This is a genomic window from Candidatus Thioglobus autotrophicus, from assembly GCF_001293165.1.
Lineage (GTDB): Bacteria > Pseudomonadota > Gammaproteobacteria > PS1 > Pseudothioglobaceae > Thioglobus_A > Thioglobus_A autotrophicus.
In genome coordinates this window covers 552990-566273 of the sequence record NZ_CP010552.1, presented here as the reverse complement: position 1 = coordinate 566273, position 13284 = coordinate 552990, and the positions used below count along the sequence as shown (strand labels likewise).

18 protein-coding genes are annotated in these 13284 nt (G+C 39.3%); 5 read left to right on the top strand and 13 right to left on the bottom strand.

Translation table 11 applies throughout. The features are described from left to right. The first annotated feature begins 55 nt into the window (after positions 1-55). The 3 genes from SP60_RS03065 to hisH are packed head-to-tail and all read left to right on the top strand — an operon-like array spanning position 56 to position 2305. Positions 56-1081 carry an aspartate-semialdehyde dehydrogenase gene (locus SP60_RS03065; RefSeq protein ID WP_053951234.1) on the top strand — a complete coding sequence of 342 codons (1026 nt, stop codon included), beginning with the start codon at positions 56-58 and terminating at the stop codon, positions 1079-1081. 12 nt (positions 1082-1093) lie between these two features. Beyond that, positions 1094-1675, top strand: a complete 582-nt coding sequence (gene hisB / locus SP60_RS03060) for an imidazoleglycerol-phosphate dehydratase HisB (protein WP_053951233.1) — start codon at positions 1094-1096, stop codon at positions 1673-1675. Positions 1676-1687: 12 nt separating this feature from the next. Beyond that, the gene (gene hisH, locus SP60_RS03055; protein WP_053951232.1) at positions 1688-2305 is read left to right on the top strand and encodes an imidazole glycerol phosphate synthase subunit HisH; all 618 of its coding nucleotides are present in this window, start codon (positions 1688-1690) and stop codon (positions 2303-2305) included. 35 nt (positions 2306-2340) lie between these two features. On the opposite strand, the gene SP60_RS03050 is transcribed toward hisH, so the two are convergent. The 8 genes from SP60_RS03050 to SP60_RS03015 form a co-directional block, all read right to left on the bottom strand. Then, positions 2341-2760 carry a DUF1841 family protein gene (locus SP60_RS03050; RefSeq protein WP_053951231.1) on the bottom strand — a complete coding sequence of 140 codons (420 nt, stop codon included), beginning with the start codon at positions 2758-2760 and terminating at the stop codon, positions 2341-2343. An 8-nt stretch (positions 2761-2768) separates the two neighbouring features. After that, positions 2769-3401, bottom strand: a complete 633-nt coding sequence (nth, locus tag SP60_RS03045; RefSeq protein ID WP_053951230.1) for an endonuclease III — start codon at positions 3399-3401, stop codon at positions 2769-2771. A 104-nt stretch (positions 3402-3505) separates the two neighbouring features. After that, on the bottom strand, positions 3506-4921 hold the full coding sequence (gene sbcB / locus SP60_RS03040; protein ID WP_053951229.1) for an exodeoxyribonuclease I: 1416 nt from the start codon (positions 4919-4921) through the stop codon (positions 3506-3508). An 81-nt stretch (positions 4922-5002) separates the two neighbouring features. Then, positions 5003-5206: a cold-shock protein gene (locus SP60_RS03035; protein ID WP_053951228.1), complete on the bottom strand. Its 204-nt coding sequence runs from the start codon at positions 5204-5206 to the stop codon at positions 5003-5005. 165 nt (positions 5207-5371) lie between these two features. Next, on the bottom strand, positions 5372-7231 hold the full coding sequence (locus SP60_RS03030) for a DEAD/DEAH box helicase (protein ID WP_053951227.1): 1860 nt from the start codon (positions 7229-7231) through the stop codon (positions 5372-5374). A gap of 107 nt (positions 7232-7338) precedes the next feature. Further along, positions 7339-7890 (bottom strand): thioredoxin family protein, encoded by a 552-nt coding sequence (locus tag SP60_RS03025; RefSeq protein WP_053951226.1) that lies wholly within the window; start codon positions 7888-7890, stop codon positions 7339-7341. Positions 7891-7934: 44 nt separating this feature from the next. Further along, a complete protein-coding gene (locus tag SP60_RS03020; RefSeq protein ID WP_053951225.1) occupies positions 7935-8675 on the bottom strand; it encodes a tRNA threonylcarbamoyladenosine dehydratase in 741 nt (246 codons plus the stop codon). Continuing rightward, positions 8675-9430, bottom strand: coding sequence for a TatD family hydrolase (locus tag SP60_RS03015; protein ID WP_053951224.1), 756 nt, complete (start codon positions 9428-9430; stop codon positions 8675-8677). Before SP60_RS03015 ends, SP60_RS03020 begins: the two co-directional genes overlap by 1 nt. 75 nt (positions 9431-9505) lie before the next feature. Between SP60_RS03015 and rplM the strand changes: the two genes are divergently transcribed. Both rplM and rpsI read left to right on the top strand, forming a co-directional pair. Next, the gene (gene rplM, locus SP60_RS03010; protein WP_053951223.1) at positions 9506-9934 is read left to right on the top strand and encodes a 50S ribosomal protein L13; all 429 of its coding nucleotides are present in this window, start codon (positions 9506-9508) and stop codon (positions 9932-9934) included. A gap of 13 nt (positions 9935-9947) precedes the next feature. Beyond that, on the top strand, positions 9948-10343 hold the full coding sequence (gene rpsI, locus SP60_RS03005; protein WP_053951222.1) for a 30S ribosomal protein S9: 396 nt from the start codon (positions 9948-9950) through the stop codon (positions 10341-10343). A 51-nt stretch (positions 10344-10394) separates the two neighbouring features. Here the strand turns inward: rpsI and SP60_RS03000 are convergent, their stop codons facing one another. From SP60_RS03000 to SP60_RS02980, 5 genes are read right to left on the bottom strand one after another with little or no spacing between them, the layout of a single operon-like run. Continuing rightward, the gene (locus SP60_RS03000; protein ID WP_158403322.1) at positions 10395-11108 is read right to left on the bottom strand and encodes a glucosaminidase domain-containing protein; all 714 of its coding nucleotides are present in this window, start codon (positions 11106-11108) and stop codon (positions 10395-10397) included. Beyond that, complete coding sequence (locus tag SP60_RS02995) at positions 11098-11622, bottom strand: histidine phosphatase family protein (RefSeq protein ID WP_053951220.1); 525 nt, start codon at positions 11620-11622, stop codon at positions 11098-11100. Before SP60_RS02995 ends, SP60_RS03000 begins: the two co-directional genes overlap by 11 nt. Then, positions 11619-12596 carry an NAD(P)H-dependent glycerol-3-phosphate dehydrogenase gene (locus SP60_RS02990; RefSeq protein ID WP_053951219.1) on the bottom strand — a complete coding sequence of 326 codons (978 nt, stop codon included), beginning with the start codon at positions 12594-12596 and terminating at the stop codon, positions 11619-11621. The genes SP60_RS02995 and SP60_RS02990 overlap by 4 nt, the downstream gene beginning before the upstream one ends. Further along, positions 12596-12847: a glutaredoxin 3 gene (grxC, locus tag SP60_RS02985; protein ID WP_053951218.1), complete on the bottom strand. Its 252-nt coding sequence runs from the start codon at positions 12845-12847 to the stop codon at positions 12596-12598. Before grxC ends, SP60_RS02990 begins: the two co-directional genes overlap by 1 nt. Before the next feature lie 17 nt (positions 12848-12864). Beyond that, positions 12865-13284, bottom strand: a complete 420-nt coding sequence (locus SP60_RS02980) for a rhodanese-like domain-containing protein (RefSeq protein WP_053951217.1) — start codon at positions 13282-13284, stop codon at positions 12865-12867.

Genomic DNA, 13284 nt, shown 5'->3' with positions numbered 1-13284 from the left:
TTGTTAAAATCACGTATAATATTGGTTTTATTTTTTTGATTTTATTTCAATACTTATGAGCAAGAAATTTAATGTTGCTGTTGTTGGCGCAACAGGCGCTGTGGGCGAAACCATCCTTTCTATTTTAGAACAACGTGATTTCCCTATTGATAATCTATATCCACTTGCAAGTGCCAACTCTGCGGGCAAGAAAGTGTTTTGTCAGGGAAAAAGCTGGACAGTTCAAGATTTAGACACCTTTGATTTCTCACAAGCTCAGGTGGGTTTATTTTCAGCAGGTGGTCATATTTCTGAAAAGTATGCGCCAATTGCAGCTGAAGCAGGTTGTATCGTTATTGATAATACCGCACATTTTCGCCGTGACAAGGACATCCCGTTAGTAGTGCCTGAGGTCAATCCTCATGCAATTGCAGGCTATACACAGCGTAATATTATTGCCAATCCTAACTGCTCAACCATTCAAATGTTGGTGGCGTTAAAGCCAATTTATGATGCAGTGGGTATTGAGCGTATTAATGTAGCGACTTATCAGGCAGTATCAGGCTCTGGCAAAGAAGCGATTTCTGAGTTAATTGACCAAACAACAAAACTCCTAGGTGGTAATACCGATGTGGATGTTGAAGTTTATCCAAAGCAAATTGCTTTTAATGTGATTCCGCATATCGATGTTTTCCAAGACAACGGCTATACCAAAGAAGAAATGAAGATGGTATGGGAGACTCAAAAGATTTTTGAGGATGAAAATATTCTGGTTAACCCAACCGCTGTACGTGTGCCAGTTATTTATGGCCACTCTGAAGCAATTAATATTGAAACAAAGAAAAAGATTAGTGCCAAAGAAGCAACTAAACTTTTGTCAGAGGCAAATGGTGTAACGGTGATGGATAAGCGTGAAGATGGCGGCTATGCAACCCCGTTTGTGGAAGCAACTAATCACGACGATACGTTTGTGAGTCGTATTCGTGAAGATATTTCTCATGAGAAAGGCCTAAACTTATGGGTAGTTTCTGATAATATCCGTAAGGGAGCAGCATTGAACACTATTCAAATTGCTGAAATTTTAATTGAAGAATATTTATAAACAATAATAAGCATGATTAAAGTATCAAGAAAAACTAATGAAACCGACATTGCGGTAGAGCTAAATCTATATGGTACTGGTAAGTCAAATATTGACACAGGCGTGCCATTTTTAGACCACATGTTGGATCAAGTAGCGCGTCACGGATTGATGGATTTAACCATTAAATGTGATGGCGATACCCAAATTGATGATCACCATAGTGTGGAAGATATTGGCATTACTTTAGGTCAGGCTTTTTCACAGGCAGTGGGCGACAAAGCGGGCTTAACTCGTTATGGGCATTCTTACGTTCCCTTGGACGAGGCTTTGTCTCGTGTCGTGTTAGATCTTTCTGGCCGCCCCGGATTAGATCTTAATGTGAGCTTTACACGTGCTTTAATTGGTACATTTGATGTAGATTTATTTTCAGAATTTTTTACTGGATTTGTGAATCACGCGCTAGTGACACTGCATATCGACAACTTAAAAGGGGTTAACTCGCACCACCAAGCAGAAACCATTTTTAAAGCATTTGGACGCGCACTGAGAATGGCGATTACAGTTGATGAGCGTCAAGCAGGTGCGATCCCTTCGACTAAAGGCTCTCTTTAGGCAGCCACTCTAATGCAAACTATTGCGATTATTGATTATGGCATGGGTAACGTGCGTAGTGTGCAAAAAGCCATTGAGCATGTCGCCCCAAACGATACAGTCTTAATTACAGATAATGCTGAGTTAATTAATGAAGCAGATAGAATTGTTTTCCCAGGTCAAGGGGCGATGGGTGCATGCATGCAAGCGCTTAATGAACATGGTTTGACTGATATTATTAAAAAATCTGCCCATGAAAAACCTTTTTTGGGAATTTGCCTAGGCATGCAATTACTGTTTGATCATTCTCAGGAAAATGGCGGCACAGAAGGCTTGTCGATTATTCCTGGCAATGTGGTTAAATTTGCCAAAAGTGATCTAAAAATCCCACATATGGGATGGAATACCGTGAAACAATCGATGGATCATCCACTTTGGCACAATATTGATGATAATTCACGTTTTTATAGTGTGCACAGTTATTACGTGTCAGAAGCAGACGTCTCAACAGTGGCTGGCACGACTCATTACGGCATAGACTTTACCTGCGCCGTTGCCAAAGATAATATGTTTGCAGTGCAGTTTCATCCTGAAAAATCTCAGCATGATGGCTTGCAAATGTTAACCAATTTTGTTAATTGGAAAGGCTAAAGCGTTGCTAAATTCTGATCAGCATTAACAAATTTTTAACGGCAAATAGACTTTAAGCATTGCAGGTAGGCTTGGTGATCCATAGGCGCATTATTCTTTTGTGCTGAAAAAATCATCTCAGCAATACAGTCCATCATTTGGTGCTCTGTTTGATGAGAATCTTGATTCTTTTTTAGAATTTTTTGATAAATCTCTTGAATACCATGTGGCTGATTAATTGATAACTGCTCTCGCAATGACAAATGTAGATTGATGTGCAAGAAAGGATTAACTTCACCTTGCTCTGGAAAATAATCAGATTCTATATCTTTAATCAGCGAGTGATATTCAGGATGAATTTTAATCACTTGCGTGAGCTGATCTTCTAAAGGATCTAGTAGTTGCTTGGCTAAAAATTTCTCCCAAGCAGCGGCTAAAAACTTCCTTTGCTCTGTTCTATCTTGGGTGTAGAGCACTACTCAGATTAGAGGTTTTTTTCTTCGTATTCACACAAATCAAGCAAGATGCATTCTGTGCATAGCGGAGAGCGAGCTTTACACGTGTAACGACCATGTAGAATCATTAAGTGATGTGCAGGCACTCGGTATTCATCAGGAATAAATTTAACCAATTTCTTTTCTACCTCAAGTACCGTCTTACCACTGGCAATCGCGGTGCGATTAGCAACACGATAAATATGGGTATCAACTGCGATGGTAGGGTGGCCAAATGCCGTATTTAAAACAACATTTGCCGTCTTGCGACCAACGCCTGGAAGTGCTTCTAATTCTTTGCGAGTCTCAGGTACGTTTGAGTCGTATTTATCGATTAGAATTTTACAAGCTTGGATAATATGCTTGGCTTTTGAGTTAAACAGGCCGATGGTTTTAATGGTGTCTCTAAGTGTGTCTTCACCGAGCTCAAAAATCGCCTCTGGTGTATTGGCAATAGGGAACAGTTTGTCTGTTACTTTGTTAACACTTTTGTCCGTTGCTTGAGCAGATAAAGTGACTGCTACTAATAGCTCAAACGGGGTTGAGTAGTTTAATTCTGTGGTTGGATTAGGTATCTTTTTTAACAGCCTTTCAAACATTTCAAAACGAGTCTCAGCGTTCATTTTCTTCTCTGTGTTAATTTCTCAATAGCCAAAGATTATACCCGATATCTGATTTAATAGCAAAAAGAGCGAGATAATAGCTCAAGCTGTATTGGTATTAAAGATCAGAAGAAGGACTCTCCATAGCTTTCAAGCTGTTTCCAAAGATTTTCTTTTTCTGGATGTTGCTCGCGCATGGCATTAATACGTTGAAAATACGCATCAATTGATAAATAGCCATTTTCACCAGCTTGCACTCTACCTTGTACTATTTCAAACCATTTTTCAGCCTCATTCTCTGTTAAAGATTCTGGATAATTTCTCGCTTTAAAATATATAAGCAAGTCTGAGAGTTTTTTATCTTTAAATTTTGGATGAAAATCTTGAAGCTCTGTTTGACTCAATCTCTGAATTTGCTCGCCAAGGCGTTTGTCCGCATTATCCATAAAACCACCGTACAAAGATTGGTCAACATCATCATTGCCAGCAAAATCTTGGTCATTTCGGTATAGATCATGGATTACTTTTTCTATGGCCACTTGGTTGTTTTTAATAAAATTTAAATGTTGCATGCAGGTATCCATATCAATTTGCAATTGTTCAACAACCTTGGGCTCTATTTTGTAGATATTAGGTACAAACATGGGGCTTTTATTAAAAATCAAGTCTTTGATTTGTAAGCGTTCGACACCATTGGGCAATTCTGATTGCTTGGTAAATATCAGTGCTTTTAATTCTTCGGTGTTTAACTCTAACAGTATGGATGGATCTTGGTCTAGATTGAATACAATCGCACGATCTTTATATTCTGGATGATAAGCCAAAGCAACTGATAAGCGTGTGCAAGATTTTTGCGCTGGATACATGCCTGATGTATGTAGCATTGGCTCAAACAGTTTGATTTTTTTCTCCACAGTCTTTTTCTCGCGCAAACTAAAGGCGTAATCAAATAGTTGCGGTTGTGTGTCTTTAATAATTTTGGCAATGGCAATGGTAGCACGCACGTCGGCTAGCGCATCATGCGCATTAGTATGCTCAATACCATTGGCAGGGGAGAGTTGGTCGAGTTTAAAAATCGGCTTGCCGTTATCATCGTGAACCCATTTAAGACTTGCGTCTTTTTTAAGTGCGTAACACAGCCGTACTACATCGAGAATATCCCAACGGGTGTTGCCATTTTGCCAATGCCAAGCATAAGGGTCTAGAAAATTACGATAAAGCGTGTAGCGGGTAAATTCATCATCAAAGCGAATTGAATTGTAGCCAGCAATACAAGTATTAGGTGTTGAAAACTCTTGATGAATTTTTTTAATAAACTCATGCTCGATCATGCCTTTTTGCTCGCACAATTGCGGGCTAATACCAGTAACGGCGCAGGCTTCAGGCGAAGGTAGGCAGTCATGAGTTGGCTTACAATAAAACATATGCTCATCAAGAATATTGAGATTTTCATCTGTTCGAATGCCTGCAAATTGAGAAATTCTGTCTGTTTTTGGGCTAATACCAAAAGTCTCGTAGTCGTACCAATAAAATGTTTTCATAGGCTTATTTTAACGAATTTTTGGCAATAAAAAACCCAGCGTTTATGCTGGGTTTTTTAGTTTCAATAGTTTAGTGAAAAACTACTGAGGATGTACGTTAGCCGCTTGAGGACCTTTAGCACCATCTTCTAAGTCAAATTCTACTTCTTGACCTTCTTCTAAAGATTTGTAACCGTCGCCTTGGATTGCACGGAAGTGAACGAATACATCGTCACCACTTTCTTGCTCAATAAAACCAAAACCTTTTTTAGCGTCAAACCACTTTACCTTTCCTGTTGTAGACATGATGTCTCCTATAAGTTTAAAAAAATACCGAAAAAATAGACCACATTTATAACTTAGAAAAGATGAGAACATCAGTCAAACAATATAAATAGCAGCTGTATACTTTACCAGCACGTGTATTTTAACGTAGTTTCAACCCTTTAAAGGGTTAAATTAGTCTAGGGTTTATTTTTTAGGTTTTGAGCGTGAAAATTTAGGCTTTCGATTTCCTCTATCATCCCTGTTGCCTTTGCCTCTACTATCACCTCTGCCACCATCTTTAGAGCCTTTGTAGCCGCCTCTCGAGTCTTTAGAGAATTTCTTGCGACCAAAGTTGCGCTTACCTTGATTAGAGCCGCCAACGGTTGCTTTGTTGTTTTCCTCAGTGAGTGCTTCAATATTTAAACGATTGCCATTAACAATGGTTTTTTTCAATACCTCAAAAGTCTCTTTTGGCATTTCATCAGGTAGGTCTACCGTTGAGAAGTTGTCAAATATTTGAATAGAGCCGATAAATTCGCTATCCATGTCTGCTTCATTGGCAATAGCGCCAAGAATGTTGCCGGGCTTAATATTGTTATTGTTGCCTACTGCAACTTTGTAGCGGCGCATTGGAATTTGCGGGTTATTTTTTAGCGAGTTAGCTTGTACAGGAACTATCTTTTCTTCGCCAGGTTTTTGGTCTCTGCCAAAGCTAGGCTCTTTTTCAGATAAAAACAAAGGCTCATTGCCTTGGGCGATATGTGCCAATGCTGCGGCAATTTTGATATGTGTTACTTCTTCATTAGCTTCTTGGAATTCACCAACTAACTTCTCAAAAACACTTAAATCTCGATTGCTAATAGTTTCAGTAATTTTCTTTTTAAAATCATTAACACGCTTTTCATTGATGATTTTTGCTGTTGGCAATTCAATTGGTGTAATTTTTTGACGAGTCACGCGTTCAATATTGTTGAGCATGCGACGTTCGCGATGTGATACGAATAAAATCGCCTCACCTGAACGACCTGCACGACCTGTACGACCAATACGGTGTACGTAGGTTTCAGCGTCTTGAGGGATGTCGTAGTTCACTACGTGAGAGATGCGCGGTACATCTAATCCACGTGCTGCAACATCAGTCGCAACTAAAATATCAATACTACCTTTTTTAAATTTGTTAATGATTTTCTCTCGCTGGCTTTGCTGAATATCGCCATTGATAGCTTCTGCAGTAAACCCTCTTGCAGCTAATTTTTCCGCTAATTCAACCGTTAAAGTTTTAGTTCTAGCGAAAATAATCATTGCGTCAAATTCTATTACTTCTAGAATTCGAGTTAGTGCATCTAATTTTTGACTGAGGCCACCCACCAAGCAATATTTTTGCTCGATGTTCGTTGCAGTTTCTGTTTTGGTTTTAACTTTAACAACTTTAGGCTTGTTTAAAAATTCTTCAGCAACACGCTTGATAACCGATGGCATGGTGGCTGAGAAAAGTGCAATTTGACGCTGCTCTGGAATGCGCTCCATGACCCATTTAATATCATCAATAAAGCCCATTTTCAGCATTTCATCAGCTTCATCAAGTACAAAAGACTTGAGTTTGTCTAATTTAAGTGTGCCTTTTTTAATATGATCCATAACACGACCTGGCGTGCCCACCACACAATGCACACCACGCTTTAGGGGGCGTAATTGAATGTCGTATGATTGACCGCCATAAATTGGCAATACGTGAAAACCTTTCATGCCGCGTGCATAAGTCTGAACTGCTTCTGAAACCTGGATAGCTAGCTCGCGCGTCGGCGCCAAAATTAACAGCTGAGGCGCATTAAGACTTAGATCAATGTTGTCTAATAATGGCAGTGCAAAAGCGGCCGTTTTTCCTGTGCCTGTTTGCGCTTGTCCGATAATATCTTCGCCATTTAATAAGTGCGTAATACACTGCTCTTGAATGGGGGATGGCGTTTCGTAACCAATTGATTCTAGTACACCTAGAATTGAATCAGAAAGGCCTAGGTCACTAAATTTTTTGGGTGACGCGGTGTTGGTGTTTTGTTCAGACATGGGGAAATTATAAGACAAGCAAAGATCGCAATTATACCTATTAAGAGCTTTAGGTTCCTAATATATATTAGCTATTTATTATGTTTAAGGTATTGAGTTGTGTCAATTTAATGCCACTTAATTGAACAGCCCATTGATGGGATTTGCACTAGAGGGCCTTTGCTTGTTTTGGCTATTTGAGTCATGGCGTCAAATAGATCACGTTTTACATCGATAGCAGCACTTTCTTTGCGAGAGGCATCTAATCGACCCCGATATTGCAATTCTAAATTGGCATTATAGCCAAAGAAATCTGGCGTACAGACCGCACCGTAAGCCTTGGCAACCGCTTGTGTTTCATCTATTAAATAGGGGAAAGGGAAGTGCATTTCTGCAGAAATTTTTTGCATATTTTCAAAAGAATCTGCCTCATACTCATCGGGGTTGTTAGACATGATGGCGACGGTATTTATCCCTGTTTTTTTAAGCGCCTGAGTATCGCGAATAATGCGATCAATAATGGCTTTAACGTAAGGGCAATGATTGCAAATAAACATAATAAGCAAGCCTTTTTTACCCTTGCAACTTTCTAAGCTATGCCATTGATTGTCAGTGCCTTTTAATACAAAGTTAATTGCTGGCGTGTTGAAATTGCAAACTGGGGTTTCGGTACTAACCATTTTTTCTCCTTGTTATTCACTTAAGCGGCAAACAAAGCTTTCCTTTATTTAGATTTTAATAGGGTTTGAATAATATGTCCTGCCATCATCAGTCCAAAAATATTAGGCATATAAGAAATAGCGCCATTTACGGCTCTGGGTCTGCCAGCAGGCGCGGTATCTGTAACAGCGACTGCTTTGTGGGGCAGGGCTTTGATTGGTAGCTCTGTGGAGTGCACCACAGGAAACTTCATTGAAGCCCTGATGTTTCTAAGCTGTTTACGCATTTCTCTTGCTAAGGCGCAGTTTTGCGTTTTATCCATGCGTGAGATTTGCACTTGGGTGGGATCAAGCCGCCCGCCTGCACCCATGCTGGATATAATCGCCTTTTCTGCTTTTGTGCAACTATCAATGAGCACAGTTTTGTAAGCAATAGCATCAATACAATCTGCGACAAAATCAAATTCATTTTCAATGGCAATCGCTTCCGCTTTTTCCAGATCGATAAATTCATCGCGTTTAATAAGAACGGTATCGGAGTTAATATCATGAAGCCTAGCTGCCAATGCATCTACTTTTTTAAGCCCTAAGGTTGAGTTAAGGGCGATGACCTGGCGATTTAAATCGGTTTTTTCAATAATATCAAAGTCTATTAAGGTCAGTGTGCCAACACCTGCACGGCATAAGCTTTCAGCGCAAGCGCCACCGACGCCGCCCAAGCCGACAATCACAACATGAGATTCGGCTAATCGAGCCAAACCTTGTTGACCTAATAAAATTTCAGTACGAGCACAGCTTCCAGCCATTATTTTAAGTTGAACAATAAAATGGCATTATTATCACATTGAGTGATGATAGTGTCTATCGATATTTGTTTAAGCAGGGCAATTTCTGCTGCAACTAATTGCAAGTCGTTTGGATTTTGATCATCGGTTTCAATCAGTATAAATTCGAGTGGACAATTAGCAATAATTTGTCGAATTTTGGCTGATTTTTGATTAGTTATTTGTAAGCCAAATCCTAGATAAAAACCCATTTTTGTAAGCTGTTGCGCCTGAACTTCACTGCCAGAAAAGCCATGAATCTCGCCTTTTAATTTGGGATATTTTTTAAGTAAAAAAATAATATCTTCAGTTGCTTTGACGCTATGAATAACAAGGGGTAAATCATATTTTTCAGCAAGTTCCAATTGAAAGTTGAAAAAATACAATTGTGTTTCCTTATCAATATCTTTAAGATAATCTAGTCCACATTCACCAATAGCAATCGGGTTGTTGCATTTAATTAAATATTCTAAATAGTCAAGATCTTGCTGTGAATGTGATTCGACTTCCCAGGGGTGAACGCCAAGCGCAAAATACGGATACATCTGCACATCAATCCAGTTTTGTTTGCCAATACTAGGCACAATAGCAACGGCATTTTCTGCAATGATGTTCATGCTGTCAAAATCTAAATGTGCGTGAGAATTAATCATTATTGTTTTTTTAAGAAGTTTGTAAGTGATATCATAATCTCCAATCATTAACTTTGGTACTAAGTTTTTAACAAGAATATTCATCGATAAGCTAACATCACAACTTAAAAGTGATTATAATAGTCCGATTATTCTGATTGAAGATAGACACGCATTATTATGAAAACATTTAGCGCTAAAGCACACGAAGTAAAAAGAGATTGGTTCTTAGTAGACGCCGATGGTAAGACGTTAGGTCGTTTAGCAACGGAAGTTGCATCTCGCCTTCGTGGCAAGCATAAGGCTGAGTACACGCCACATACAGACACAGGTGATTACATTGTTATTGTTAACGCTGAAAAAGTTAAAGTAACGGGCAAGAAATTTGATGACAAGATGTATCATCACCATACGGGTTATGTTGGTAACTTGAAGTCAATTGCATTCAAAGATTTACAAGCTAAAAAACCAGAAGAAATTATCAACAAGGCTGTTAAAGGCATGTTGCCAAAAGGTCCTCTAGGCAGAGATATGTTTAGAAAGATGAAAGTATTTGCAGGTACTGAGCACACACATGGTGCACAACAGCCGCAAGTTTTAGATATTTAAGGTAAGAATTATTATGGCAAAGACAGAAACATTTTACGCAACAGGCAGAAGAAAAACATCAGTAGCTCGTGTTTACATGACAAAAGGTAAAGGTGTATTTACAGTAAATAAACGTCCAATGAACGAATATTTTGGTCGTGAAACTTCTTCAATGATTATTAACCAACCATTAGATACCGTTGAAATGAGAGATAAGTTTGATTTCAACATTATTGTGACAGGCGGTGGTGACACAGGTCAAGCGGGCGCAATTCGTTTGGGCGTTACCCGTGCACTAATGGAGTACAACGGCGATCTAAGAGCTGATTTACGTAAAGCAGGTTTTGTAACACGTGATGCAAGAGTTGTAGAGCGTAAGAAAGTTGGCCGTAAGAAGGCACGTAAGAGCGAGCAGTTCTCAAAGCGTTAAACCTTTTTCGACAAACAATAAAAAACCCGCATTTAGCGGGTTTTTTATTGCCTAGGATTTATAGTCATACTGGGATAACTTATTGTAGCGAATAATAGATTGCACGGTTTCAACATACTCGTAACCAATTTCAGCATAATTTTCCAATCCTTCAGCTAGCGCAAGTCCTGTAATGTGAGCTTGCTTATCGCGTTTATTTTTTCGAATTTTTCTTAGCGTTGCATAGGCAGAGTTACGGTTAATAGATCGCATGTAATATTCGACACTTTTGTCTAAGGATGAAAATTTGGCCACTTCATGCGTGGCCGCTTTGTCGCGTTTCAAAGGAACAATACCACAGCCTTTTTCAAAGCACCAAAGACCAAAAAAATTATGATAGTATTTCGCAAAGCGTGATCTTCCCCAGTTAGACTCATAAGCACCTTGTGCCAATATGAGAGAGGCTGGTATTATGTCTACACGCATCAAAAGTGTATCAATATCCCCTTCTTTAACGCGATAGCGGTTGTAAATTTTTTGTAATTTAAACGAATTTATATTGTCCGTTTTAAGAGCATGCCTGAGTTGAACTATTTTTTCATTTTGCTTGTTAATCTCTGGCAATAAATATTCAAAAAAAGCTTGTTTGCGCTGGTTAACATCTTTAATTTTTGTAAAGTCGGGGGTTTTAAGAGAATTCATCCATGACTCAAGCCCCCAGAATTCATTCGCTTGAATGGGCGAGGTAAATAATAAGAATGTTAGTAATGCAGAGTTAAATTTCAAAATTTTCACAAGAAGCACTAAGGACTTCTATTGTAAACATTTTTTCGATCGGTAAGTTGAGTAGATGAGATTTAATCACTCGTATCACGCCGGCGTGGGCGACAATAAGCATAGATTGAGACTGTTTGGCGATGATTGTATTAAAGGCTGTCAAGACTCGATGCTGGAAATCATAGAGATCTTCCGCATTTGGCGGCGGGTTTTTGACAGGATCTTGTTTGAAATTATCCACCAGATTTTGTCCAATGGCTGCTGAACTTAAGCCTTGCCAATCACCAAAGCCTAATTCTGAAAAATGCTTAATAATCTCGAGCGGTATTTTTTGTTGTTCGTGTAGATGCTGAGCAAATGCTTGGCAGCGTATTAGAGGCGAAGATAAGATTAAATCCCATGACTGATGTCGAGTGGCATCAAGCATTTGTTGCCAGCCTTTCTCAGTGAGTGGATCGTCTTGATTGCCACGATAAATACGTCCGCCAATGCTCTCGCCATGACGTAGAAGACTAAGCTTCATTCATCAATTTGCTCTCGTGACATCAGGTAGTTAACAGCCTCAGTAGAGCTTGATTTTCCTTGAGTCACGTAGGATACTTGCTCACAAATTGGCATCTCTATTTGCTGTTTAGCGGCAATCGAAAGAATTAAATTTAAGGTGTTAAGCCCTTCAACAGTTGCGCCTACATTACTTAGTGCGAGCTCTATATTATGACCTTTGGCCAGCTCTTTACCAAAGCGCCTATTTCTAGAAAGATCATCAGAACAAGTGAGTACTAAATCGCCAAGACCAGATAGCCCAACAAATGTGGATTCATTGGCGCCTAGGCTTACGCCCAAACGTGTCATTTCTGCTAAACCTCGAGTAATAAGTGCTGCTTGTGTATTAATACCGTAGCCTAGACCCGAGGCTATGCCAGCAGCAATAGCTAAGATGTTTTTAACACTACCGCCAACTTCGACGCCAATTATGTCGTCATTGGTATAGGCGCGCAAGGTTTTGGTGCTGATTAAATCAGCCCAATGTTGTCGAGTTTTTTTGTCTTTAGAGGCAGAAACTAGGGCGGTTGGTTTTTGACTAGCAACTTCAAATGCAAAGCTAGGCCCAGATAAAATACAACCTTGGTGATTAGGCAATATGCGTTCAAAGCTTTGATATAAAAAGCACTGGGCAACGGTATCAAAACCCTTGGTTGCCCAAGCGATTTGCTGCTCATTATTGAGCAAAGGTTTTAAAGTTTGTAAGACTTCACTAAAAGCATAGCTTGGTGTGGCAATCAGAATATTGCGACATTGGGTAATTTCATGATAACCATGTACAATTTGAATGTTGTTGCTATAAGGTTGGGGTAGGGCGGGGTGTTGAGGTTTTAATGAGGTCGATTCAAGCGCTGTGTGTGCATGCAAATAAATGCTATCAAATTTTTCATTTAAAGCAATGGCTAACGCACTACCCCAAGCACCTGCACCAATAATACTAAGATTGTTACTCATTACTGAGCTAATATTTTATCTAGCTTGCCTGATTGGTCAGCCGCGCTTAGATCGTCAAAGCCACCGACATGCACACCATTGATAAACACCTGTGGCACAGTGCTTCTGCCTGTTAATTCCATCACTTCATCCCAGTCACTCGGGCTTTTGACATGGTGTTTTGTAAAGGGAATACCGCGTTTTTCTAATAGCTGATAAGCGCGCTGACAAAAAGGGCAGGCATCAGAGCAATAAATTTTATTTTTCTTCATTTTTTATTTCCTCAGGATTAGGTTTTTATAGGTAGTTTAGCTCTTTTCCAAGCTTGAATGCCGCCTTTTAGGTTGTACACATTTTCGTATTCATTGCGGGTTAATAAGCCAGCAATATGGGCTGAGCGAGATCCGCTACGACAATAAACCAAAATAGTTTTGTTTTTATCAAGCTGGTCTAATTGGGACTTAACTTTGCTTAAAGGAATGTGAATATCGTGATCAATATAGCCTGCTTTTCGCTCTTTTTGCTCTCTTACATCCAAAATAATGAGATTGTCGTCATCCATTAGAGAAGTAGCAGCATTGGCGTCAATATCTTCGTATTTTTTTAATTTATCAGTGACAATATTGCCGACTAATAGAGCAATTAAAACAAGTAAAGTGATGGTTGTAAACAGCTGATCCTCAGCGAATAAAAAATCGATAATTTCCAT

Coding starts and splice junctions, on each gene's coding strand:
- SP60_RS03065 (WP_053951234.1), top strand. CDS start 56: ATGAGCAAGAAATTTAATGTTGCTGTTGTTGGCGCAACAGGCGCTGTG.
- hisB (WP_053951233.1), top strand. CDS start 1,094: ATGATTAAAGTATCAAGAAAAACTAATGAAACCGACATTGCGGTAGAG.
- hisH (WP_053951232.1), top strand. CDS start 1,688: ATGCAAACTATTGCGATTATTGATTATGGCATGGGTAACGTGCGTAGT.
- nth (WP_053951230.1), bottom strand. CDS start 3,401: ATGAACGCTGAGACTCGTTTTGAAATGTTTGAAAGGCTGTTAAAAAAG.
- sbcB (WP_053951229.1), bottom strand. CDS start 4,921: ATGAAAACATTTTATTGGTACGACTACGAGACTTTTGGTATTAGCCCA.
- SP60_RS03035 (WP_053951228.1), bottom strand. CDS start 5,206: ATGTCTACAACAGGAAAGGTAAAGTGGTTTGACGCTAAAAAAGGTTTT.
- SP60_RS03030 (WP_053951227.1), bottom strand. CDS start 7,231: ATGTCTGAACAAAACACCAACACCGCGTCACCCAAAAAATTTAGTGAC.
- SP60_RS03025 (WP_053951226.1), bottom strand. CDS start 7,890: ATGGTTAGTACCGAAACCCCAGTTTGCAATTTCAACACGCCAGCAATT.
- SP60_RS03020 (WP_053951225.1), bottom strand. CDS start 8,675: ATGGCTGGAAGCTGTGCTCGTACTGAAATTTTATTAGGTCAACAAGGT.
- SP60_RS03015 (WP_053951224.1), bottom strand. CDS start 9,430: ATGAATATTCTTGTTAAAAACTTAGTACCAAAGTTAATGATTGGAGAT.
- rplM (WP_053951223.1), top strand. CDS start 9,506: ATGAAAACATTTAGCGCTAAAGCACACGAAGTAAAAAGAGATTGGTTC.
- rpsI (WP_053951222.1), top strand. CDS start 9,948: ATGGCAAAGACAGAAACATTTTACGCAACAGGCAGAAGAAAAACATCA.
- SP60_RS02995 (WP_053951220.1), bottom strand. CDS start 11,622: ATGAAGCTTAGTCTTCTACGTCATGGCGAGAGCATTGGCGGACGTATT.
- SP60_RS02990 (WP_053951219.1), bottom strand. CDS start 12,596: ATGAGTAACAATCTTAGTATTATTGGTGCAGGTGCTTGGGGTAGTGCG.
- grxC (WP_053951218.1), bottom strand. CDS start 12,847: ATGAAGAAAAATAAAATTTATTGCTCTGATGCCTGCCCTTTTTGTCAG.
- SP60_RS02980 (WP_053951217.1), bottom strand. CDS start 13,284: ATGGAAATTATCGATTTTTTATTCGCTGAGGATCAGCTGTTTACAACC.